This is a genomic window from Streptomyces sp. CLCI03, assembly GCF_053615355.1.
In genome coordinates, this window is the sequence record NZ_CM132132.1 from 763,616 (window position 1) to 785,301 (window position 21,686).

The 21,686-nt window shown below is 71.5% G+C and carries 21 protein-coding genes and 1 pseudogene; 8 read left to right on the forward strand and 14 right to left on the reverse strand.

Annotation, left to right across the window (positions count from 1 at the left end; all coding sequences use genetic code 11):
* Positions 1 to 53: 53 nt before the first annotated feature.
* The 8 genes from ACWG52_RS03510 to ACWG52_RS03545 form a co-directional block, all read right to left on the reverse strand.
* The gene (locus ACWG52_RS03510; protein ID WP_389801617.1) at positions 54 to 698 is read right to left on the reverse strand and encodes a dihydrofolate reductase family protein; all 645 of its coding nucleotides are present in this window, start codon (positions 696 to 698) and stop codon (positions 54 to 56) included.
* 86 nt (positions 699 to 784) lie between these two features.
* Positions 785 to 1,282 (reverse strand): DUF3291 domain-containing protein, encoded by a 498-nt coding sequence (locus tag ACWG52_RS03515; RefSeq protein WP_453127761.1) that lies wholly within the window; start codon positions 1,280 to 1,282, stop codon positions 785 to 787.
* 32 nt (positions 1,283 to 1,314) lie between these two features.
* Positions 1,315 to 1,992 (reverse strand): helix-turn-helix transcriptional regulator, encoded by a 678-nt coding sequence (locus ACWG52_RS03520; RefSeq protein ID WP_390138387.1) that lies wholly within the window; start codon positions 1,990 to 1,992, stop codon positions 1,315 to 1,317.
* A 110-nt stretch (positions 1,993 to 2,102) separates the two neighbouring features.
* Positions 2,103 to 3,155, reverse strand: a complete 1,053-nt coding sequence (locus tag ACWG52_RS03525) for a DUF2804 domain-containing protein (RefSeq protein ID WP_453127763.1) — start codon at positions 3,153 to 3,155, stop codon at positions 2,103 to 2,105.
* A 44-nt stretch (positions 3,156 to 3,199) separates the two neighbouring features.
* Positions 3,200 to 4,210: a GNAT family N-acetyltransferase gene (locus tag ACWG52_RS03530; protein ID WP_389801607.1), complete on the reverse strand. Its 1,011-nt coding sequence runs from the start codon at positions 4,208 to 4,210 to the stop codon at positions 3,200 to 3,202.
* Positions 4,207 to 5,460 (reverse strand): MFS transporter, encoded by a 1,254-nt coding sequence (locus ACWG52_RS03535; protein WP_389801604.1) that lies wholly within the window; start codon positions 5,458 to 5,460, stop codon positions 4,207 to 4,209. The genes ACWG52_RS03530 and ACWG52_RS03535 overlap by 4 nt, the downstream gene beginning before the upstream one ends.
* Positions 5,457 to 6,758 (reverse strand): ATP-grasp domain-containing protein, encoded by a 1,302-nt coding sequence (locus ACWG52_RS03540; RefSeq protein ID WP_389801601.1) that lies wholly within the window; start codon positions 6,756 to 6,758, stop codon positions 5,457 to 5,459. Before ACWG52_RS03540 ends, ACWG52_RS03535 begins: the two co-directional genes overlap by 4 nt.
* Positions 6,759 to 6,763: 5 nt before the next feature.
* Positions 6,764 to 8,059 carry an ATP-grasp domain-containing protein gene (locus tag ACWG52_RS03545; protein WP_389801598.1) on the reverse strand — a complete coding sequence of 432 codons (1,296 nt, stop codon included), beginning with the start codon at positions 8,057 to 8,059 and terminating at the stop codon, positions 6,764 to 6,766.
* A 257-nt stretch (positions 8,060 to 8,316) separates the two neighbouring features.
* Here ACWG52_RS03545 and ACWG52_RS03550 point away from each other — a divergent pair, with 257 nt between their 5' ends.
* The 4 genes from ACWG52_RS03550 to ACWG52_RS03565 all read left to right on the forward strand — a co-directional run bounded on the left by ACWG52_RS03550 (position 8,317) and on the right by ACWG52_RS03565 (position 11,847).
* On the forward strand, positions 8,317 to 9,765 hold the full coding sequence (locus ACWG52_RS03550) for a coproporphyrinogen-III oxidase family protein (RefSeq protein ID WP_389801596.1): 1,449 nt from the start codon (positions 8,317 to 8,319) through the stop codon (positions 9,763 to 9,765).
* The gene (locus tag ACWG52_RS03555; RefSeq protein WP_389801594.1) at positions 9,762 to 10,892 is read left to right on the forward strand and encodes a DUF1152 domain-containing protein; all 1,131 of its coding nucleotides are present in this window, start codon (positions 9,762 to 9,764) and stop codon (positions 10,890 to 10,892) included. The genes ACWG52_RS03550 and ACWG52_RS03555 overlap by 4 nt, the downstream gene beginning before the upstream one ends.
* Positions 10,893 to 11,082: 190 nt before the next feature.
* A complete protein-coding gene (locus ACWG52_RS03560; protein ID WP_033216028.1) occupies positions 11,083 to 11,283 on the forward strand; it encodes a hypothetical protein in 201 nt (66 codons plus the stop codon).
* A gap of 54 nt (positions 11,284 to 11,337) precedes the next feature.
* A complete protein-coding gene (locus tag ACWG52_RS03565) occupies positions 11,338 to 11,847 on the forward strand; it encodes a hypothetical protein (RefSeq protein WP_389801591.1) in 510 nt (169 codons plus the stop codon).
* 27 nt (positions 11,848 to 11,874) lie between these two features.
* Here the strand turns inward: ACWG52_RS03565 and ACWG52_RS03570 are convergent, their stop codons facing one another.
* The 3 genes from ACWG52_RS03570 to ACWG52_RS03580 all read right to left on the reverse strand — a co-directional run bounded on the left by ACWG52_RS03570 (position 11,875) and on the right by ACWG52_RS03580 (position 16,179).
* Positions 11,875 to 13,572, reverse strand: coding sequence for an AMP-binding protein (locus ACWG52_RS03570; protein ID WP_453127767.1), 1,698 nt, complete (start codon positions 13,570 to 13,572; stop codon positions 11,875 to 11,877).
* Between the two features lie 105 nt (positions 13,573 to 13,677).
* Entirely contained in the window at positions 13,678 to 14,766 is a 1,089-nt protein-coding gene (locus ACWG52_RS03575) for an alpha/beta hydrolase (protein ID WP_389801585.1), read from the reverse strand.
* 162 nt (positions 14,767 to 14,928) lie between these two features.
* Positions 14,929 to 16,179: a cytochrome P450 gene (locus ACWG52_RS03580; RefSeq protein WP_389801583.1), complete on the reverse strand. Its 1,251-nt coding sequence runs from the start codon at positions 16,177 to 16,179 to the stop codon at positions 14,929 to 14,931.
* Positions 16,180 to 16,244: 65 nt separating this feature from the next.
* Between ACWG52_RS03580 and ACWG52_RS03585 the strand changes: the two genes are divergently transcribed.
* Positions 16,245 to 16,595, forward strand: a complete 351-nt coding sequence (locus tag ACWG52_RS03585; protein WP_390165746.1) for a hypothetical protein — start codon at positions 16,245 to 16,247, stop codon at positions 16,593 to 16,595.
* 50 nt (positions 16,596 to 16,645) lie between these two features.
* Positions 16,646 to 17,269 (forward strand): TetR/AcrR family transcriptional regulator, encoded by a 624-nt coding sequence (locus ACWG52_RS03590; RefSeq protein ID WP_453127770.1) that lies wholly within the window; start codon positions 16,646 to 16,648, stop codon positions 17,267 to 17,269.
* A 79-nt stretch (positions 17,270 to 17,348) separates the two neighbouring features.
* Here ACWG52_RS03590 and ACWG52_RS03595 read toward each other — a convergent pair whose 3' ends face one another.
* Positions 17,349 to 17,807 (reverse strand): hypothetical protein, encoded by a 459-nt coding sequence (locus ACWG52_RS03595; protein WP_390165744.1) that lies wholly within the window; start codon positions 17,805 to 17,807, stop codon positions 17,349 to 17,351.
* Between the two features lie 130 nt (positions 17,808 to 17,937).
* Positions 17,938 to 18,537, reverse strand: a complete 600-nt coding sequence (locus ACWG52_RS03600; protein WP_390138379.1) for a DUF3291 domain-containing protein — start codon at positions 18,535 to 18,537, stop codon at positions 17,938 to 17,940.
* A 329-nt stretch (positions 18,538 to 18,866) separates the two neighbouring features.
* Between ACWG52_RS03600 and ACWG52_RS03605 the strand changes: the two are divergent.
* Positions 18,867 to 19,274 (forward strand): annotated as a pseudogene (locus ACWG52_RS03605) (RidA family protein); the annotation flags it as partial.
* A 91-nt stretch (positions 19,275 to 19,365) separates the two neighbouring features.
* Here ACWG52_RS03605 and ACWG52_RS03610 read toward each other — a convergent pair.
* Positions 19,366 to 19,800 (reverse strand): hypothetical protein, encoded by a 435-nt coding sequence (locus ACWG52_RS03610; RefSeq protein WP_453127773.1) that lies wholly within the window; start codon positions 19,798 to 19,800, stop codon positions 19,366 to 19,368.
* A gap of 995 nt (positions 19,801 to 20,795) precedes the next feature.
* Here ACWG52_RS03610 and ACWG52_RS03615 point away from each other — a divergent pair.
* The gene (locus ACWG52_RS03615) at positions 20,796 to 21,542 is read left to right on the forward strand and encodes a DUF1775 domain-containing protein (protein ID WP_389801565.1); all 747 of its coding nucleotides are present in this window, start codon (positions 20,796 to 20,798) and stop codon (positions 21,540 to 21,542) included.
* Positions 21,543 to 21,686 lie beyond the last annotated feature (144 nt).

Here is a 21,686-nt window from a genome sequence, read left to right on the forward strand (position 1 = left end):
GGCTTCCCCGCCGCCCGGCCGGCTCCGCCCGGCCACCGGGTGCGCGCGGGGTTTCAGCCCTCGCTCGCGACACCACGGTCGGGGGCGCTCATGTCCCCCGTCGCGGGAACTCCGTCGGCGCGCCCGTAGCGCAGGTACACGCTGCCCTTCGGGCCGGCCACCGGGGGTGCGAGGAGGGTGAGGTTGGTGGGTACCGCGCCGTCGTCGAACACCTTCTTCCCGACGCCGAGCACGATCGGGTGCAGCCAGAGGTCGAGGCGGTCGAAGAGCTTCTCGCGCAGGAGGCTCTGCACGAGGTTCAGGCTGCCGACGACCTTCACGTTCTCGTGGCGGTCACGGATCTCGCGCACCGCGCCGGCCAGGTCGGGGCCGAGCCGGCAGGAGCCGGCCCAGGAGAGGTCGGGCCTGCCGCGGGAGGCCACGTACTTCGGGACGCGGTTGAAGAGCGTGGCGATGTCGTCGTCCTCGCCGCCCTCTTGGTGGGGCCAGTAGGCGGCGAAGATGTCGTAGGTCCGGCGGCCGAGCAGGAGGGCGTCCGTGCCCTCGTACGCGGCGCCGACCTGTGCCCCGGCCACCTCGTCCAGCAGAGGCGCCTGCCAGCCGCCGAACGGGAACCCGACCGGGTCCTCGTCGGGGCCGCCGGGTGCCTGCCCGACGAGGTCGAGGGTCGCGAACATCTCGATGTGGATGAGGCCCATGGTGTGCTCCCGGTGAGTCGGTCGTCTCCGTCAAGGGATAGACCCGTGCGGGGCCGCGAACTCATCGCCGCGCCGGAGACCGGCCGCTACCGCGTGGGCGCCACGGTCCCGAGGTGCTGTGCGGCCTCGTCGGCGGTGTAGGCGCAGGCGAAGGTGAAGGCGCGCGGGGACGGCCCGTGCGCCCGTAGGTCCGCCAGGCGCTCCAGGGCCTCGGCGACGGTCGGGAAGTGTCCGGCCGGGACCCACCACAGCACCATGTGCGCCTCGACGTGCCGGGCGAACCACTCGCGCCGCCGCCGCATCACCTCCAGGTGCCCGCTGCGGTAGGCGAAGTCCCACAGGGCCTCCCGCGTCCGCCACACCGACAGGTTGACGACGACGTCCTCACCCGCCGGGCGCAGGCCGGTGGCGTCCGCCGCCCCTTCCTCCACGAGCCGCCACACGAAGCCGGGCGTGGCATCGGCGGCGGCGTTGACCGGATCGAGCATCTCGACGAACGGGGTCATGCGCGGGTCGTCGAAGGGGTGGAGGAGGGTGGCGACATTGAGCTGGGCGAGGTGGCAGGCATGCACGGCTTCGGTCATGGCCTCATCCCAGCACAGCTCCATTTTCTATGTCAATCCTCATTGTTTTTAGAATCCTCCAGCACCACGCAGCACTCCCCCGGCCGGGCGTCCATCCGCGCCCGGACCGGGCCGTCGGCACCGATCAACCCCTCCAGCAGCGCGAGATTCATGCCGCAGACGAGCGGCGGGAAGCGTTCGGCCACGGCATGGAAGGGGCAGTTGCGCATCCGGACGACAGACGCACCCCCCTCGACCCCGCCGGAGGCTTCGACGTGCGGTTCGTAGCCCCGCGCGGCCAGCGTCTCCATGGCCTCCTCCAGGCCACCACAGGGCGCCGCCGAGCCGCGCAGACCCTCGCCCCGGCGGCGCGCGGCGGCGCACAGCACGGCGTCCAGCCCGGCCTGCTCGGCGGCCTCGGCGAGCAGCTCGGCTGCGGTGCGGTAGTCACGGGCGGGCAGCGACACCGACCGCTCGCCCCGCGCCCGCGTGTACACCTTGGCCGGACGGCCGGCCCCCGGCCCCGAGCGACCCGTGAGCCGGCGACTGCCGCTCTCCAGCAGCCCGACCTGGGTCAGCTTGTCCAGATGGTGCGCGGCGAGGGTACGGGCCACCCCGGTCGCCTCGGCGGCTTCGTTGCGGCCGACCTCGCGGCCCTGCGCCACCACGTACTCGTACAGACGGCGCCGCACCGGATCCTGCAACACCGCGATCGCATCGATATCCTTCACGCGACCATTCTAGGAACAACGTGGATTGGATATAGAAGGCGAAGTCCACCCCGGCCGGCCCCGCAGGACTCGACGGCCCGCAGGACTCGCTCGCCCCGCCACTGTGGGGACTACCAGCGCATGCGGACGTCCTCGGCCCACCCCAGCAGTCGGTCCACCTCGATCCGCTCGTCGTCGTCCGTGCGGATCGAGCCCGTGTAGTGGCCGAAGCACTGATCCGTGCGGTTGGCGAGGAGACCGATGTCGGTGCGGGTGGACCGGTTGTGGAACGGCGTGAACACCAGGTCCACCCGGTCCGTCCCGGGGCTGCGGATCGACCACGGCGCCAGGTGATCGCCACGGGACCAGCGCCACTCCAGCTCTTGGCCGATCTTGCTGATCCGGCCGTCCACGCACAGCGCGTTCTCGGTCGCCCCGGTGCCGCGCGTCCAGCGACCTCCGAACTGCAGCCCGACGGTGCGGCCGTCCGTACGCCCGGAGGCGGCACCCCAGTTCCACACCACCGGGCGGGGCCATCGGCCCCGCCCGTGGTCGAGGGTGCCCCAGGCGTCCTCGCCGAACGCCAGCACGTCGTCCGCGATGCGGACCGTGCCGGTCGCGGGCCGGGCCGTGTGCTTGGAGGTGTACTGGAAGCGTCTCTCGTCCCAGGGCACCACCACGGAGAGGGTCTCGTGCCCGGCCGGCATCCCGACGACGAGGTCCACCTCCACCGGGCGGCCCCGCGGATCGACGCAGCGAGCGCGTAGGCGGGTGGCGGGGCCCTCGGCGTGGATCTCGATCCGTACCTGGCCCCTGACCGGCCGCGGCGGTCCGACCACGAGCGACGCGGACGCCGGATCCGCAGCTCCCGCGACGGTGTCGGGGAGGCGGACGCCGCATCCGCCGGGCACGATCGCGGTGCGCTCGAACTCCCGGCCGCCCGTACCGTATTCCAGCACGTAGATCGAGTTCAGGGCCAGGTAGTCCAGGTCGCTGACGGTCAGGGCCACCAGGTGGGTCGGCGTGGTCACGCACCAGTACTCCCACCGCTTCGTCCGCCCCCAGCCGGGGATCCGACAGCGGTGCAGCGGTGTGCGGGACCAGCCGATCGCTTGCGGGGCGATCCTTCCGTCCGGACGGCACAGGTCGACGGGCGCGACGATCTCACGTTCGTGCGTGGCCATGGCCGGACCCTACCGGCCCGGGGACGGGCGGGGCGGGCGGAACGTCAGGACGACTGCCGGTCGATCAGGGCGAAGAGGCCCGAAATCTCGGCGCCGCGACGGCGCTTGGCCTCGACGGTCGTCATCCCCGCGTGCAGGGCGGTCGTTCCGTGGGCGTAGGCGTCCTCGATGGGCAGGTAGTACATGAGGTTGAAGTACAGGTGGGGCGCCGGGTGCCGGCGGTCGTGGGCGACCGCGCGGATCCAGGTCGTGGTCCCGTAGTGGTAGAAGAGGCAGAAGCCGATCATCCGGTCCTCGTCGTAGGCGGCCACCACCCGCGCTTCGCCGCCCATCGCGGACGCCTGCCGTTTCAGCAGACCGGTCATGGCGTCCACGCCGTCCCGGTCGTGCCCGTGGTCCTGCTGGTGTCCGGCGAGGAGGACCGCCGCCGCCTCGAAGCAGTCCGCGAGCGCCTGTCGACGTACGTCGACGGCGGTCGCGGCGAACTCGCGGCGTTCGCGGCGTATACCGACGCGGCGCCGCGAGGGCAGGGAGGCGATGTAGTCGTCGATGCCCACGCCGGGGAGCGGGATGAGGGCGTCGTCCTCCAGATGGTGGACCGGGTCCGGGTAGAGGGGGTCGAGCCGGGACGCGGCCGGGGTGGTGAGGTAGGGCCACCAGTGCGTCGTCCCGTGGTGGTCGGCGAAGCCGCGTACGGCGTCCCGGAGGAGCGTGAGGCAGGCGTCCCCCCGGCCGGGGCCGAGGCCGGGTGCGGTGAGCGGGGTGTTGTGGTAGCCGCGGCGCGCGCCGGCGATCACGCGGGGCCGCAGGTGCGGGGGCAGTACGGTTTCGGGCCGGTAGCTGTCGTTCGGCTCCTCCCGCACCAGGTAGAGGGGGGCCGCGGCGAGCAGGGTGCCGTCGAGGTCCCGTACGAGCGCGTACGCGCAGGTGGTGGTGGGGTCCTCCTCCTCACCGGCGAGCCACCGGTGCGAGAGGTAGAGGCCCGCCGGCCGGGCGAGGTGCTCCCACTCGGCGGCGGGGACCTCGTGGATGGACTCGATGATGCTCGTGATCAACGGGGATTCCTTCGGCGGTGGCGGTTGGGGGCCTTGAGGGCGGGCGCGGCGAGTACGGCGAGCAGGCAGGCGGCTGCTTCGACGCCCCACGGGAGGAGGGGGCCGGCCTCCAGCAGTGCGGTGAACAGGGCGGGGGCGGCGACCATGCCGACGGCCCACGAGAACTGGTAAAGGCCTTGCGTGAAGCCCCCGGCCGCTCGGGGGGTGAGGCTCACGGACAGTTCGCTCAGGGCCGGGCCGAGGAGGATCTCCGCCAGGCTGAACAGGACGATCGCCACGACGAGGGCGGCCCAGGCGGTGGAGGCGGCACCGGGCAGGGCGGGCAGCGCGAACGCCCACATCCCGAAGGCCATGATCAGGTATCCGGCGACCACGGCGTGCCGGGGCACCTTGGGCGCCAGGTGCGCGGTGACGACGGTCGAACACGCGGAGACGATGACCGTGTTGACGACGAACAGCACGCTCGCCGCCGAGGCGGGGAGCTCCAGGGCGCGGGTGGTGTAGACGGCGACGAGGACGGCGAGGGCGGCCTGCGCGAGGACGTAGGGGATGTTGAGGGCCACGAGCAGGAGGTAGCGGCGGGTGTGGTCGGCCCGGGTCACGAGGGCGCTCGGCGGCGTACCGTCCGGCCGGGGCGGGGTGGTGGTGAGCGCGGCGAAGCAGGCCGCCGCGAGGAGGTAGGTGGCGGCATCGACCGCGATCATCCAGCGCAGCGAGCCGTTCCCGAACACGGTCAGGGCACCGACCGCGGCGGCGGACCCGGCGGCGAGGCCGACGTTGCGCAGCGAGCCGGTGAACGCGAACCAGGAGCGGCGTTCGTCGGCCCGGGTCACGTGTGTGATCAGGGTGCGCTGTGCGGTGAAGTACATGTTGATGCCGGCTTGGACGAGGACGTACACGCCGGCGACGTGCCACGGCTCGCGGGCGAGCAGGAACAGGGCGAAACCGACGGCGGAGAGGATGTTCGCCCACACCACGACGCTTTTGGGGCCGACGCGGTCCATGAGGCGTCCGGCGAGGAACGTGACGGGCAGGGCGAGGGCCTGACCGACCGTCATCGCCGCACCCACCGTCGCCAGGGGCAGGCCCTGGACGTCGGTGAAGTACAGCAGCCCCAGCGGCAGGAGCATGCCGTTGCCGACGGAGTCGATCAGGTTGCCGGTGATGAAGAGTCCGTGCCCGCGCAGTGCGGGCAGGCCGAGGCGGTCCGCCGCGGTGCGCGGGCGGCGGGTGTCGGTGGCGGCGCTCACCGGCTCAGCAGGGAGGTGATCTTGGCCGTGACATCGGCCGCGGGGAAGCCGGTGGCCTCGTGCAGCTCCGTGAGGGCCTTCACGGTCCGCTCCTCCTCGCCTTGGGCGAGGGTGATCACGACGATGTCCCCGTGGGAGGTGCCGTCGATGACCAACTCGTGCGCGGTGACCACCCTGACCCGTCGGCGGAGTTCGGCGACCACCGCCGGCGGGATGCCGTCCCCGGCGAGGAACTCGACGGCCCAGCCGACCCGTTGTGCCGTGCCTCCGGGAAGGGGGAGGCCGCGGGCCATGCGGGCGAGGGAGGTGAAGGTGTTGGTGTCGGACGCGGCGCAGGAGAGGGTGGTGGCGCCCCCGACACGCGGGTTGATCTCCAGGATCACGAACCGGCCACCCGTGTAGACCATGTCGACGTTCACCGAGCCGTGCACGCCCAGGCTTCCGCAGAAGACCTTCAGCGTGCGGGCCACGTCGGCGAACGCGGCGTCCGCCTCCTCGCGGGGACCGCACCAGCGCAGATCGGCGAAGGTGAACACCGGTTCGGCGCCGGCGCGTCCGGTCCAGCACAGGGGAAGGACCTGGTACGAGCCGGGGTGACCCACGATGTCCACGCTGCACAGGTCGCCTTCGACGACCTCCTCCACCACCGCCGACACCGCCTGCGACCCCGGCTGTGAGACCGCCCCGGCGAGCCGCTCCGGGACGGGTGCGCGGTGGACGTCGAGGTAGGCGTCGAGGTCGGCGGGTGAGCGCAGGGTGCGGATGCCCATGCTGGTCGAGTCCCATACGGGCTTCGACATCAGCGGGTAGCCGATCCGTTCGGCCTGCGCGCGCAGCGCGTCCCGGTAGCCGGGCACCGGGAGGCCCCGCCCCGCCAGCAGATCGGAATCGACCCGGAAGCCCTCGGGCACCGACAGCCCGGCCCGTTTGCAGAGCTGTTTGGTCTCCCACTTGTCCACCAGCAGCATCGTCGCCGCGAGCGGGGTCATGACCGTCGGGATGCCCGCGGCGTCGAGGAAGGTCTTGGCCGCGGCGTCCCGCAACGCGTTCTCGCAGGGCAGCGAGATCGACACCGCCGCGTCCGCCCCCCAGGCGGCGACCGCGTCCGCGAGTTCCCGCGGCGTCACCGACCGATCGAGTCGTTCCCGGTGGCCGGGGAAGTCCTCGTCCCCCACCGTCCCGCTGGTGTGGAACAGCCCGGCCTCGATCCCGTCGGCCGCGAGCCCGCGGACGGCCTGCTGGATGTAGGGGTCGGCGCGCTGGATGCGGACCGACCGTAAGAAAGCGATCTTCCGCACCCGCTTCAGCCCATCTCCACTCGGGACCGGGCGGCCACCCGCTCGGCCAGCCCACGTGCCTGGTCCGCCGTCTCCGCGCGGGCCACCACGTGCCCGATCCGGCAGCTCGAATCCGCCGGCTCCGGCACCGGCGCACCGGGCGCCAGGTGCACCTCGCCGTGCGTACCGGGCAGGTCCGGGATGGACACCCGCCGCAGCACCCCGGCGCGCTCGGGCAGCAGGAATCGGATCGACGCCGCGGCCGTACGGGAGGGGACGGTGTCGGGCAGCCGGCCGAGCACGGCCTGGAGGTGGGCCACGGCCTCGCTGACGCCCGTCGCGGCCTCGACGACCTCGCACAGGTTGTCCCCGGGCAGGCGGGCGCCGGTCTCGATCACGTACGGCGTCTCCGTGCCCGGTGGAATCTTCACCTCCGTGTGCGCTATGCCGTTGCGGACGCCGACGGCGAGCGCCGCCCGCGCCGCGAGGTGCTGCACCGTCCGGACCAGCGGCTCGGGGAGACCGGACGGGCAGGTGTGCCCGGTCTCGATGCGGTACCGGCCCTCGGTGGTGTCCTTCGCGACGACCGGCAGAGGGTAGGCCACCCCACGCGCGACCACCGTGTCGCAGGAGTACTCCCCCCCTGGGATGTACTCCTGCAGCAGGACCCGCGTGTCGAGCTCCAGGCCGTGCGGGTGGGCGTGCGTGAACCGCCGGGCCGCGGCGACCGCCGAGGCGAGCCCCTCCGGAACCTCCGGGACCTCCGCGACGTGCGGACCCTGCGGGGCCCCCGCAGCGTGCTGGGCGTCCGAGCCGTGCGGGCCGTCCGGGCCGTCGACGACGGACACGCCCCACGAGCCGCCCTGCTCCGCGGGCTTCACCACCAACGGCCATCCGAGCCCCCGCGCCCGCGCCACCCGGTACGCCTCGGCGGCGTCGTGCGCGACCGCCCAACGGGGTGCGGGGATCCCGGCCGCCGCGAACGCCTCCCCCATCTCGATCTTGTTCCTGGCCGCCCGTGCGAGCCGGGGATCGTTCCCGGGCAGGCCGATCCGGTCGGCGAGCAGCGCGGCGAGCGGGGTGAACAGCTCGAAGCAGGGGGCGACACCGGCGATGCCGTACCGGCGACAGAAGGCGTCCATGTCCCCCAACGCCCGTGGGGTATCCGTCAGGTCGGTCGCGCACACCCCCGCGAGGGCGGCCCGCAGCCACTCCGGGTAGCCCTCGTGGACGTCCTTGTGGGTGGCCGCGTACAGGCGCACCCCCAGCCGGTCGGCCGCCTCGACGAGGAACCGTCCCGCGTTCCCCATCGGTTCGATCACCAGCACTCCCGGCCCGTGCGGGCCCGCCCCGTTTTTCATTCCTCCAGCAAAGCGGCGGGGTGGGGGTGGCGGCTATCGGCCTGACCGACGAAAAGAACTCGCGTCACAGCATGGGCCTTTGGAGCAACCGCCAACGAACCGGTCAGTAGGCGCGGGGTATTTGGTGCGCCCGCCCGATGGAGCCGGACGAGCGTCCCGTGATCGGATCGCCAGGCCGGGGAAACCCGCGCCGGCAACCCGTACGGGAAGGCAACACCGTGACCAGCAGCCTGCACCAGGAGCTCGCCGACCACATTGAGCAGGGAGTCATTCCGCCCTACCAGTACTCGTACCCGCCCCGCTCCACGTACCGTCCGCTCCCGGAGGGCAAGTGGACCGTGCCCGACGTCTGGGCGAGGGATCTGGCCAACCATCAGGTCCCCGAGCTCAACCTCTACCTGCACGTCCCCTTCTGCGACCGCAAATGCGGCTTCTGCAACCTCTACACGATCATCAGCACCGACGAGGACGTCTTCGACGCCTACACCGACGCGCTCTGTACCCAGATCCGCGATCACGCGGAGATCATCCAGGCGCGGCGGTTACGCACCATCTACATCGGCGGCGGCACCCCGGCGCTGCTCAAGCCCCGCCACTTCGAGCAGATCTTCACCACCATCGGCGAGGTCTACCCCAACTGGCGCTCGACGGCCGAGGAAGTCGCCGTGGAGGCCACCCCGTCGTCGATCGCCGACGCGCCCGACGAGTTCAAGGCCCTCATCGACATGGGCCTCACCCGCGCCAACGTCGGCATCCAGTCCCTCGTCCCGCGCGAGATCCGCGAGGCGGGCCGCGGCGGCGAGGACGAGGGCGTGATCCGCCGCGCCGTCCGCACCGCCCACGAACTCGGCCTGCCGGACCTGTCCACCGACCTGATCATGGGCTTCGCGGGGCAGACCCCCGAGACCTGGCGCCAGAGCGTGGACGAGCTGGCCGCACTCCGGCCCACCACCATCAGCACCTACTTCCTCACGGTGCGGCCGGACGCCTGGTTCTCCAGGACCGGTGCCTACCAGTACATGTGGCAGCCCGAGCTGTACGAGCGCTACGACTACGCCCGCCAGGTGTTCCTCGACCACGGTTACGTCCAGGAGGGCTCCGTCCGCTACAAGAAGCCCGGTCGCGGCGGCTACGTCCAGAAGGTGCTCACCTTCCACGGCGTACCCCTGCTCGGCCTCGGCGTCGGAGCCCGCTCGTACACGAGCGTGCTCGACTACATGTGCGGCAGTGTGAAGCCCTCGGCGGCCGAGGTCGCCGACTACATCGAGCGGGCCAGGAACCACGAGTTGGTGCCCGTCACCGGCTTCGAGCTGACCGCCGAGGAGCTCGTCCGCAAGCGGCTGGTCCTGGACACCTTCGACCTCGACCTCTCGGAGCTCGATCGCTTCGGCTACCAGAAGCACGCGGCCGAGTTCGAGCCCGTCCTCGACGCGGCCGAGTCCAACGGGCTGATCCACCGCCTCGGTCGACGGGTCCAGCTGACCCCCAAGGGCTTCAAGTACCGCGACGTGCTGTCCTGGATGTTCTACTCCGGGTCCGTCAAGGACCTCGACCGCGCGTACTACGAGAACCTCCACGCGGCGAACGAGCGCGCTCGGCGGAACATGGGGGCGACGCCGGTACGGATCACCGGCATCGACCTGCGCGAACGCGAGGGAGTCGCGTGAGCGATCTGTACATCGCGGCGGGTGGCGGCGGCGACGCGCTCGGCACCCTCATCGCCGCCCACGCCCTCGCGGCGGACCCGGCGAACCCGGCCGACCCGGCGAACCCGGCGAACCCGGCGGACCCGGCACGCGCCCCGCTGATCGCCACCTACGCGTGGGAGCGCCCCGAGGTCGACCCGGCCGCCGCCGGCCCCCTCGGGGAACGCGAATTCGACGGGCTCGTCCACGAGGGCGGCGGGATCCGGGGCGGCGGATTCGCGGCCTTCACCCCGGCCACCCGGGCCCGCCCGCCGGCCGGATCCACCCTGCCCGCCCTCGCCGGGGACCTGCCGGCCCGGCTGCTGCTCCTCGACCCCGCCCGGGGGCTCGCCTGCCTGTCACGGCAGATCGGAGCCATGGCCGAAGCCGCGGGCGGCGGCCGGATCCGCGTCGTCGACATCGGCGGCGACATCCTGACCCACGGGGACGAGCCCGGCCTGTGCAGCCCGTTCGGGGACGCGCTCACGCTCGCCGCCTGCCACCTCACCGGAATCCCGACCACCGTCCACGTCGCGGGGCTCGGCCTGGACGGCGAGATCGGTGAGCGGCTCCTGCTCGAACGCCTCGCCGGAAGCCGCCCCCTGGTCCCCGACCGGGAGGCGGCGACCGCGGCCGCCCGCGCACTGGCCTGGCACCCCTCCGAGGCGTCCGCGCTGTGGGCCGCTGCCGTCCAGGGCACCCGCGGCACCGTCCGTACCGCCCGCACCGTCATCCACCTCACGGACACCTCCCCGGGCCTCCACCCCCTACCGTTGCCGGAGGCGATCGCCCACAACGTGGTCGCCCGAGCCCTCGTCGCCGAGCGCCCCGCGACCCTGGGTGCCGCCGCCGACGTCTCCCACCGGCTCACCGGCATTCCCGGGCTGGCGAGCGAGCGCGCCCGAACGTCCCCACAGGACCGGCCCACCCGGGAGATCGCCTTCCTCGACCGGGACACGGCCGTGAAGTCCCTGCACGAAGCGGCCGACGGAACGGACCACATCACCCTCCGCCACGCCGCCCGCTCGCTCGGCCTCAGCTGGACGGACATCCCCGCCCTCCGAGCGGTCCTCACGACGGACACCCCCCTCCTCCGGCTCGCCCCGTAACGGCGGCCGCCCCCACGAGGGTGACGTCCGCCGTTCCACGCTGCCGGGGCACCGGCGTCCTCAGGGGTGACGCCGGTGTCCCGGCCCCGGTGGCCGGGTGCCCGCGCCGCGCCGGTACGGCGCGCCTCGGATCGGATGCCGAGCATGAAAAGATCACTACGGTAAGTGCCGCATGCTGTGGGGAGTACAGATGTCCGAAGGACTGGTCCTGAAGGTCGCGCAGCTCGAACAGATCTGGGCCGACGCCGAATCGAAGCTCGACCAGAGGCGCCGCGAAGAGATCGCGGAGTACATCGCGCGGGCGAAGCAGGCGCTGAAGGACGGCAACGCGCCGGCGGGATACGCGGCGGCGGACCGGGCCCTCACGGGGCTGAAGACGGCCCGCGTCTGACAGCCCGCCGCCCGGGGAGGCGCGGGTGTCGGACGGCGTGTCACCATGCTCGGCATGGATGCTTCCGACCCGACCGGCATGGCTCACGAGGTGCACCGGCGGTGGCGTGCGCGGGAAGCACCCGACGGGGACTTCATCGTGTTCGCCGACGGTTCCCTGTCGGTGATGGACCTGCTGCGCCTCTCCCCACCCGATCGGGTCGGCGACGTCCGGGCCGAGCGGTGGCGGTGGGTGGAGGCCCTGCGGGCGACCGAATGGAGTGCCGGCAACTGGGTGGAGGTCGGCTCCGTGCTCGCCTCGCACGCTCACGACGGAAGCCGCGCCTGGGCCGGAGAGTCCGCGGATCACGGGAGCATCGGCTGGGTCGCCCTGACCCGGGACGACGACGAAGGCACGCTGGAATGGATCGCGACCTCCAGCTGGTCCAATCCGTTCTCCGCGGTCACCTTGGACGAGACCACCGTGACCGCGGTGAGCACCGCGGGCCGCGTCTGGTCCTTCCCTCGCCACGCGCCTCAGCGCGTCGAGATCACCGCGGATCCCGACCATCCGTGGCGAGGTTGACCGACCGATCCTCCCGGACGCGGCCGGTCAGGCGCCGCCGGCGCCGGCCGTCTCCTGCGCGAGCAGGCGGGTCGCCATCGCGCGCATCTCGATCTTGCGGATCTTTCCCGTGACGGTCATGGGGAACTCCTCCACGACGTGGACGTAGCGGGGGATCTTGAAGTGGGCGAGCCGCCCCGCGCAGTACGCGCGGACGGCCTGGGCGGTCAGCGGCTCGGCCCCCTCGCGCATCCGTACCCACGCCATCAGTTCCTCCCCGTACTTCGGGTCGGGCACCCCGATGACCTGGACGTCCAGGACATCGGGGTGCGCATGCAGGAACTCCTCGATCTCGCGGGGGTACAGGTTCTCGCCGCCGCGGATCACCATGTCCTTGATGCGGCCGGTGATGCTCAGGTAGCCGTCACCGTCCATGACGGCCAGGTCACCGGTGTGCATCCAGCCCTCCGGGTCGACGGCCTCGGCGGTCTTCTCGGGCTCGCCCCAGTAGCCGAGCATGACCGAGTAGCCCCGGGTGCACAGTTCGCCCGGGGTGCCGCGCGGGACGGTCCGGCCGGACCCGGGATCGACCACCTTGACCTCCAGGTGCGGGCCGACGCGGCCCACCGTGGAGACCCGGCGCTCGACCGAGTCGTCCACACGGGTCTGGGTGGACACCGGCGAGGTCTCCGTCATGCCGTAACAGATGGAGACCTCGGTCATCCCCATCCGCTCGATGACCTCGTTCATGACCTCCACCGGGCAGGGCGAGCCCGCCATGATCCCGGTGCGCAGGCTCGACAGGTCGTACCCGTCGAACCCGGGGGCGGCCAGCTCGGCGATGAACATGGTGGGGACCCCGTACAGGGAGGTGCAGGCCTCCGCCTCCACCGCGGCCAGCGTCGCCGACGGGTCGAAGGCGGGCGCGGGGATCACCATCGCCGCGCCGTGGCTGGTGCAGGCGAGGTTGCCCATCACCATCCCGAAACAGTGGTAGAAGGGCACCGGGACGCACACCCGGTCGTGCTCGTCGTATCCGCACAGCTCGCCCACGAAGAAGCCGTTGTTGAGGATGTTGTGGTGCGAGAGGGTGGCTCCCTTGGGGAAGCCGGTCGTGCCCGAGGTGTACTGGATGTTGATCGGGTCGTCCGGGCTCAGCGCGGCCTGCGCCCGTGCCAGGGCGGCCGGGTCGCCGCCGCGCCCGCGTTCCAGCAGCGCGTCCCACCGCGGCCCGTCGAACAGGACGGTGAACTCCAGCCCCGGGCAGCGCGGCCGGACCTCCTCGATCATCGCCGCGTAGTCCGAGGTCTTGAAGCGCTCCGCCGCGACCAGCAGCCGGATGCCGGACTGCCCGAGCACGTACTCCAGCTCGTGCGAGCGGTACGCCGGGTTCACGGTGACCAGGATCGCCCCGATCTTCGCGGTGGCGTACTGCACGAGCGTCCACTCGGCGCGGTTGGGCGCCCAGATGCCGACCCGGTCGCCCTTGACGATCCCGAGGTCCAGCAGCCCGAGGGCCAGGGCGTCCACCTCGACGGCCAGCTCCGCGTACGTCCACCGCCGGCCGGCGGAGACGTCCACGAGGGCGTCCCGGTCGGGGAAGCGTCGTGCGGTCCGGTCGAGGTTGTCCCCGATCGTCTCGCGGAGCAGCGGGACCTCGGTACTCCCGGACGCACGACTCGACGCTGTGGACACACGTACCTCCTGGGCTCGCCGCGGCGATGACGACCAACGCGCGCCACCCATGATCCCCTCCCGGCGGGCCGCGACACCAGATGTGCGGGAAGCATCCCTACGAGCCGGAGGAACTGAGCGGGCCCGAGGGACCGGAGGAGCCGGAGAAGGCGGGTCCTACTGCGGCTTCGGCCCCTTCATCACCTTGCTGAGCTGCTCCAGGGCGCCTTCCCGCATGCCCCGGACGTAGTCCCAGCCGTTGTGGTCGCCGCCCTGGATCTCGTGGATCGACACCTTGATCGGGCCCTTGCCGAACTGCTGCTGGAACTTCTCCATCCGGTCACGGCCGCCCTCCTTGGTGCCGTACTGGAAGAGGATGTCCACCTCGGGGCCCTTGGCGCCGATCAGCTTCGGTGCGAGCTTCTCGGGGTTGTTCGCGTCCATCTCCGCCTGGTGGCCCTTCCAGAGCGGGGAGTCGGGGACGATCTCGCCGCCGTTGGCTATGACGGCCCGGAAGCGGTCCGGCTTCTGCAGGAGTTGCTTGAGACCCACGAAGGCGCCGGAGGAGTTGCCCATGAAGGCCCAGCCGTCGCGGGACTTGTAGGTACGGAAGTTGGCGCGGGCGAGGTCGGGTACGTCCTCGCCGATCCAGGTGCCCATCTTGGCCTGGCCGGGGATGTCGGAGCCGTCGTAGTAGTACTTGGCGTCCGGGTTGAGGATCGGCATGACCACGATGAACGGCAGGCTCTTGCCGGCCGCGGCGCCCTCGGCGATGGCCTTGTGGAGGCCCAGCTTCGGCATGGTCGCCCAGTAGTTGTCGGCGTTCCCGTTGCCTCCGGGCAGCGCGATCATGACCGGGAAGGCGCTCTTCGCGTACTCCGGGCGGTCGTACTCCTTGGGCGTCCACACCCAGACGCTGCCGTCGAAGCCGGACTTGGCGCCCTTCACCCGGGCCTTGGATATGCGGGTGCCGTCCTCCAGCTTGACCGTCTGCTTGAAGTCGGTGAAGGGACCGGCGGGGAGGGACACGTCCGGGTCCGCGGTCGGCGCGGCGGCCTGCTTCCCGGCGCCGGCCTCCTTGTCCTTGCCCGCTCCCGCCGAGGGCTTCGCGTAGCTCACGGACTCGCCGTTCCCGTCGAACCAGTCCGTCGCCCAGAAGATCGCCCCGGCGCCGGCGCCGGCGAGCAGGACCACGGCCACCGCGGAGCCGATCCACATCTTCTTGCGGGATCGGCGGGGCTGCTGCGACTGCGGGTACTCGTGCACGAACTTCGCTCCGAACGGTGGGGCTGCCCTTGAGCGGGCAGAACGGGTGCTCCGCCTCTTTGGATGTGCTTATCGACCCGCGAGGTTGCAAAAACATGCAACAAATGTCGTTTAGGTTTCAAATGATCCCGGCGACGGCGGTCCCGCCGACCACCGGTTCCGTCAGGCGGGCCGGATGCCGTCGCAGGCGATGGGCAGGTGGCGGGGACCGCGCAGCACCGCGTTCCGGCGGTACGGGGGCGGGTCCTCCAGCAATCGGGGGTTCTCCAGCCTGCGGGCCAGCTCGCTCAGCGCCAGATGGGCCTCCAGGCGAGCCAGCGGGGCGCCGAAACAGCTGTGGATGCCGCTGCCCAGGCCGAGGTGCTGGATGTCCGTGCGGTCGGGATCGAAGCGGTCCGGGTTCTCGAACCGCTTCGGGTCACGGTTCCCGGACGCGAGGATCAGCGAAACCGTGGCGCCCTTGGGGATGGTCACCCCGCCCACCTCGATGTCGGCGAGCGCGCTGCGCCGGGGCAGCAGCTGCACGGGCGGCTCGTAGCGCAGCAGTTCCTCGACGATCGGTACGGACAGCTGCGGGTCCTCGCGCAGCCGCTGGAGCACGTCCGGGTGGCGCAGCAGGGTGAGCATGCCGTTGGTGATCAGGTTGACCGTGGTCTCGTGACCCGCGATCAGCAGCAGCGCGGCAGTGCTGATGATCTCCACGGTGCTCATGGACCCGTCCGGTTCCTCATCGACGGCCGCCAATTGGGACAGCATGTCCTCGCCCGGGTTCGCGCGGCGTTCCTCGATCAGACCGGCCAGGTACATGCCGAGCTCGATCTGCGCGTCGGCCGCGACCTTGGACGTGGTGCCGGGGTCGACGTCCGGATCGGGGTCCAGGCTGGCGGCGAGGGTGTCGGCCCAGACGTGGAACCGCGGCTCGTCCTCGTGCGGCACACCCAGCAGCCGGCAGATCACCGTCACCGGAAAGGGATAGGAGAACTGCTCGACGAGGTCGATCCGTTCCAGGGAGCCCGCGCCGACGATGCCGTCGATGAGTTCGGAGACGATGCCATCGAGCTCGCCGCGCATGTCGTGGACCCGGTGCGGGGAATGCGGCGGCCCGAAGGGCCGGTTCGTGATGCGGCGCAGCCGGTCGTGGTCCGGCGGGTCGAGCCTGATGAAGACCGGCGGCAGAGTCGAGTCGTCGCCCTCGTCCTGCCCCAACGGGTCGCTCGCCGACAGCGTCAGATTGCGCGGGTCGGAGCTGATGCGCGGATCGTGCAGCAGGGCCTGGATCTCGTGGTAGGTGCTGACGACGTACGGCCCGTCCTCGTCGCGGAACACCGGCGTCCTGCGCAGCTCCTCGTAGAGCGGGTACGGGTCGGCACGGTTGGCGTAGTCGATGATCTTCCGGAGCATGGCTTGGCTCATGGTGTGCCGCCTCCGTCGTCGTCCTCACGGGTCGTCGGTCGACTCCGGACCCCGCTTGATCCAGCATGCACGGAGGCCCCGGGGGACGCCTGCCGGATGGAGAAACCACAGGTCATTGCCTCGGTGGGCGGATCGGGTGGGTCGCCTGCGAGGTCTCCCTCGCGACGGGTCTGCTGTACACCTTCGCCCACCCGAGCGCCGACGAACTGCGGTCGGCCCGCCGGAAGGGCGCCACGGCGATGCCCGACGCCTGGTACCTGACGGCGTTGGACGTACGGACGGGTGATCGGGCATGGAGCCGACCGGTCGGTTCGGGTCCCCTCTTCGACAACCACCACGCGCCGGTGACCCTGGGCCGGGACGGCTCCGCCCATGTCGGTGTCGTCGGCGGCCTCGTCAGGATCACGGACTCCTGACCGGACCTTCGTTTGCGACAATGACACCCAGCGAGGTGGGGAGGGACGCCGTGAACCAGCCGGCTCGACGACCGCGGTCCGAGGACCGTGCCACGGACGGCCGGGCCGAGCGCGGCCGGCAGTCCCGAGTGAAGATCGCCGAGGCCGTACTGTCCCTGCTGGACGAGGGGGAATCCACCTTCCCCGCGGAGCGGGTCGCCGAGCGTGCCGGCGTGTCCCGACGCCTCGTGTTCCACCACTTCGCCGACATGTCCGAGCTGGTGGAGACGGCCATCACGCGTCGGCTGGAGCAACTGATCGAGCAGATCAGGCCGCTTCCGACCACGGGGCCCCGTATCACTCGGGTGGCGGCCCTGACGGAACAGAGGGCCAGGATCCTGGAGTGGATCACCCCGGCCCAGCTCACCCTCATGCGCCTGGCGACACCGGGTGACCGCGTCACCGAGGTCACCCGAGAGGTGCTGGACCTCGCCCGGGCACGCCTGGCCGAGGTCTTCGCGGAGGAACTCGGACGTCTGCCCGCCGAGCGCGGATCCGAGGTGCTCCACGGACTGGACGCGGTGACGACCTGGGGCGCCTGGTACCACTGGCGCAGCAGCGGCCTGAGCTCCGAAGCGGCCGCATGCACGATGGAGACGGCGGTCCACGCCCTGCTCGCCACCACGGACCGCTGAGGCCCGGCCGGGCCGGCCGGGCTCGGCGCTCCGTGCCGACACCCGGGAGGTGCGTGTCGGCACGGGGCGACCGGGGGCTCTACGGAAGCGCTGCCCGCTCCCCCGGCCCTGCGGTGCCGTGCGACAGCCGCCCGTGCAGGGCGGGTCCGCCGAGGGTCACCAGGACGAACAGGAAACCGGCCGTGATCAGCGCAGGCTCGGAGAACCACAGCCCCACGAGCTGATCGACGAGCAGCGCGACAGCCACGAGGAGTACCTTCCCCGCCACCAGGCCGAAGAACAGCCGGCGGTCGACGAGGGCCCGCCCTGAGCGGGCGAGACGGCGGCCGACAAACCGTCCGGCCACGCTGACGCAGAGCACCACCAGGAGGACGCGCAGCGCGTGCTCCCATGCGGGCATGTCACCGCCGAGAGCCCAGATGGCACCCACGGCCGCGCCCACGGCGGCGTAGACCGCGGTCGTACGCGCGCTCCAGGCCGAGGGCACGCTGCCCGCGGGGCTCGTCCGGGAACATGCTCGGGCGCTGTAGACGGACATGTCTCGCCTTTCATGACAGAAAGCAATCAAGCGCTACTAAGAAGCACAAAACAACTTGCACTTCGAGTGCCATATCTTTTGCCCTGATTCGTCAACCCCCCACCTCGGCGACGTGGCCGGATCCTCTCGGTCACACGGTCGGGTGGTACCGCTCGCCCGGGTGGCCAGGGCTCCGCCCGTCCCGGTCGCTCTTCGGCCCGATGGCTTCGGCCCTGGTCGGAGTTCCGTCCGGGGCGAACGAGTGGTGGAAGGTGAACGCGTGCGGCGCGGTGCCGTGGACGTGGAGGTGTTCCAGCCTGGAGACCCCGTCCCGCCAGGTGGGTATCTCGTCGTCGGAGACCCACCAGCACACGTAGTTCGGGTGCCGTGACCGCTCGAACCAGTCGTGACGCCTGTTCAGCGCCTCACGGTGCAGACCGGTGTAGACGGCGTCGAAGGCGGGGTCGAGGTCGGTCCAGAGCGAGAGCGTCGCGGCCAGGGCGGTGGTTTCCACCGTGCGGCCCTTGCCGTACCACGCCGGGACGACGAACTCCCCCCATGCGCCCCAGTCCGCCCCGAAGAGCAAACCCCGGTCACCGCCCGCCACTTCAGCACGCCCGAGATATCCGGGATGCTGGGCGATCTTCCGGTACACGGCCTCACCGATGTCGTAGAACTCGTGCGTGCGAGGGGTGGGATCGGCGAGAGGTGACTGCAGGACGCCGAATGTGTACAGCGCAAGACGGGGCATGTGTCTCTCCCTGGTCGGGGGTGCTCGATGTGGACGCGGTTCGGGGGCTCACGCGTCGGGGGCGAAGACGCGCGGGCATGACCGACCCGCCCGTCGCGGGTGGCTCAACCTGGTGGAACTCCGGTGCGACCGTGGGTGATCGCCGAAGACCAGGTGAAGGTAGCCGTCCCGGCGGGCCCTGTCGAAGTTGCGTTTTCCCTGCCCACGTGGCTTCTCGCACCGGTGCTCGCGGGAGCCGGGGCCCGGCCTGCCACGGGCCGATGCCGCGCGGGTTGCTGCGTGGGACAAATGGCGATGCGCACCGGCTGGAGGTTGGTCAGACTGTCGGCATGACTGCGAAGATCACTCGTATCAACCCCGAGCGGCTGCACGAGACGCCCGGCTATCACCACATCACGGTGGTGGAGACCGGCCGTACGGCCTACCTGGCGGGGCAGTGCCCTCTCGATCGCAGCGGTTCCCTCGTCGGTTCCGGATCGCTCGATGTGCAGGTCGACCAGGTCGTCGCGAACGCACTCACCGCCTTGGCCGCGGTCGATGCCGAGCCGAACCATGTGGTGCGCTCGGTGATCTACGTGCGGAGCGACGACAGAGACGTGCTGGGCGTCGCCTGGCGTCGGCTCACCGACTCACCTCTCGGGCCGGCGTTCACCACCGCCAGCACGCTGTTGGGTGTGTCGCAGCTCGGCTTCACGGGGCAGCTCATCGAAGTGGACCTCACCGTGGCACTGCCCGACCGAGCCTCTTCGTCTTCAGGCCTGCCAGGGCATCCGGCACGCGAGAAGGACAACTCATCGCCCCGCAACGGCTGAAAGGTCGAAGGACGAGCTAAGGGAGGCGGGGAAGGAGCTCCAGCCAGGCTCGCGCCTCCTGGAGAGCGAGGTCGTCACCCTCCAGGAGTGCGCGCAGGGGAAGCAGCGGAGTCAGCATGTTCTTGATCCGTCGCAGTCGCAGCATCCGTTCCCTCGATGCCGACCTCCACCCTTCGGCGAGCCGCGCACCTTCATCCGGCGACATGCCCACGTTCCGCAGAATCTCCGAGCAGAGTGCGGGAAGGTCGCGCACCGCGTCGACGTCACCGACCCCGAACTTCGCGATCAGGTATGCACGCACGTGCGCGGCATCGGCCATCGCCTCTTGTGGCGTTCGGCTCGGCCCCCCTGCCGAGATCGCCGCGAGAGCCAGGCGCCCCCGGCGGAGCCTCGTGTCGTCCGACAGCCCGGAGGACTGCATGCCGCCGACGGCGAAGACACGTAGCTGCACCCAGTGCTCCGGTGAGGAGGCACTCGCTCCCGGAGTCGACAGACACCGTTCCAGTTCCTCCAGGGAAGAACCGAGCCACAGACGCCCGCTCTCGTGGCCGCCGCTCGTCGCGGGGCAACGGTCGGCGGATGGGGATTCCTTCACGTGCACATGCCTCCTGTTCGACGTCAAGGATCTCCTGCGAGGGAGCCACCCACCGACCGCCCTCGCCACGAAACTGCTCCGCAATTGACAGTTGGGGCCAGGCGGCGGCGGGGTCCGGTGATGATGGGCCCGACATGGCCGAAGCCACGGTGGGGACGCGCTCGTGTCCGCCGCCGTCGAGGTGGGGCGGACGGGGGCTGCGGGCTGCCGTGTTCACGCTGCTCAGCGGCATGTTGGCGGTCGTCGGCCACCATCTGGCGTCGGAGGACCCGGCGTCTTGGCTGCGGGCCGCCGTCGGTTCGGTGGTGGTCTTCGCGCTCTCCTGGCTCGCGGCCCGTCCACGCCGCCCCGGGTGGTACGTGGTCACGGCCACCGGGCTGGCTCAACTGCTGCTGCACCGAGCCCTGTCCGTACCCCGGGCGGCCGGCGGCCGGCACACCGAAGCGCACGGAAGCGTGCTGGAGATCGGACGTACGGCCCACCACAGCACGTGGACGATGACGGCGGTCCATTGCGTGGCCGCATGCGTGATGGCTCTGCTCATGCATCGCGCGGACCAGGTGTTGAGCCGGCTGCCGGAGACGGTGGGCCGGTGGGTTCAAGCAGCCGTCGCCGCGACCGTCGCGGCTCTCGGCGTCCGCCGTCGGCCAGGTCCGTGGACGGGCCGGCGGCCGACCCGCCGCGGTGCGGGTGCCGGTTCGGCCGTGCGGCCGACGGTGACCACGATGCTGTGCCACGCGGTGGTACGCCGGGGGCCTCCTGACGCATGTGCAGGAGACGTTCCCCTGATCCTGACGGGCCCTTCGGCTGCAGGTCGAGGCCCGTCACGCGTACCGAGAGGGTTCTCCCCCATGAACGGAACACACACGCGTCGCCGGCTCCGCAGGTCTGTTGTCGCGGCGGTGGGCGCCGTGGTGCTCGTGGGCGTGGCTGCCGGCCCGGCCGCCGCGCACGCCGAGGTCACCGCCTCCGACCCGCGGGCACTCGCCGAGAACGTGACGCTGTCCTTCACCTCCGAGGCCGAATCGGAGACCGCGGGCATCTCGGAGTTGCGGGTGGTCCTGCCGCAGGGCATCGCTCCGGACGCCGTCACCCTGAAGGACGCTCCGAAGGAGTGGAAGCTGACGGCCACGCCGGACGGGTACGCGATCGGCGGTCCGGCCCTCGCGACCGGCACGGACGCCGAGTACAGCGTGACCGTACGCCAGTTGCCCGACGCGAAGTCCCTGGCCTTCAAGACCCTGGAGACCTACGGCGACGGGAAGATCTCCCGCTGGATCGAGGTGCCCACCGACGGCGAGAAGGTCGACAACCCCGCCCCGTTGCTCAAGCTCGCAGCGGCGGCTCCCGGCGCCAAGCCGATCGCGCCCGACCCCGCGCCGTCGCCGAGCGCGGTCGTCCCCTCCACCGAGCCTCCGACCGCGGCCCCGTCGGCCGATCCCGTCGCGGCCGCGGGCGCCGGTCAGGACGCGCAGGCGACGAGCGGCAAGGCCGCGGGCACCAGCACCGGGGCCGTCGTCGGCGCGATCGCCGCCGTCCTCCTGCTGGCCGCGACCGGCTCCTTCTGGTGGGTACGCCGCAACCGCGGCCAGGCCTGACAGCGCCGGTCGGGGCCGGTGCGTGACTCACTCCACGCACCGGCCCACGCACCGGCCCCGACCGCTGCGCCGCCGTGCCAACTCCGCATCACCGCCCGGTGCACACGTAGCTGGACACCGACACGCCGTCCGACCGCCCGGCAC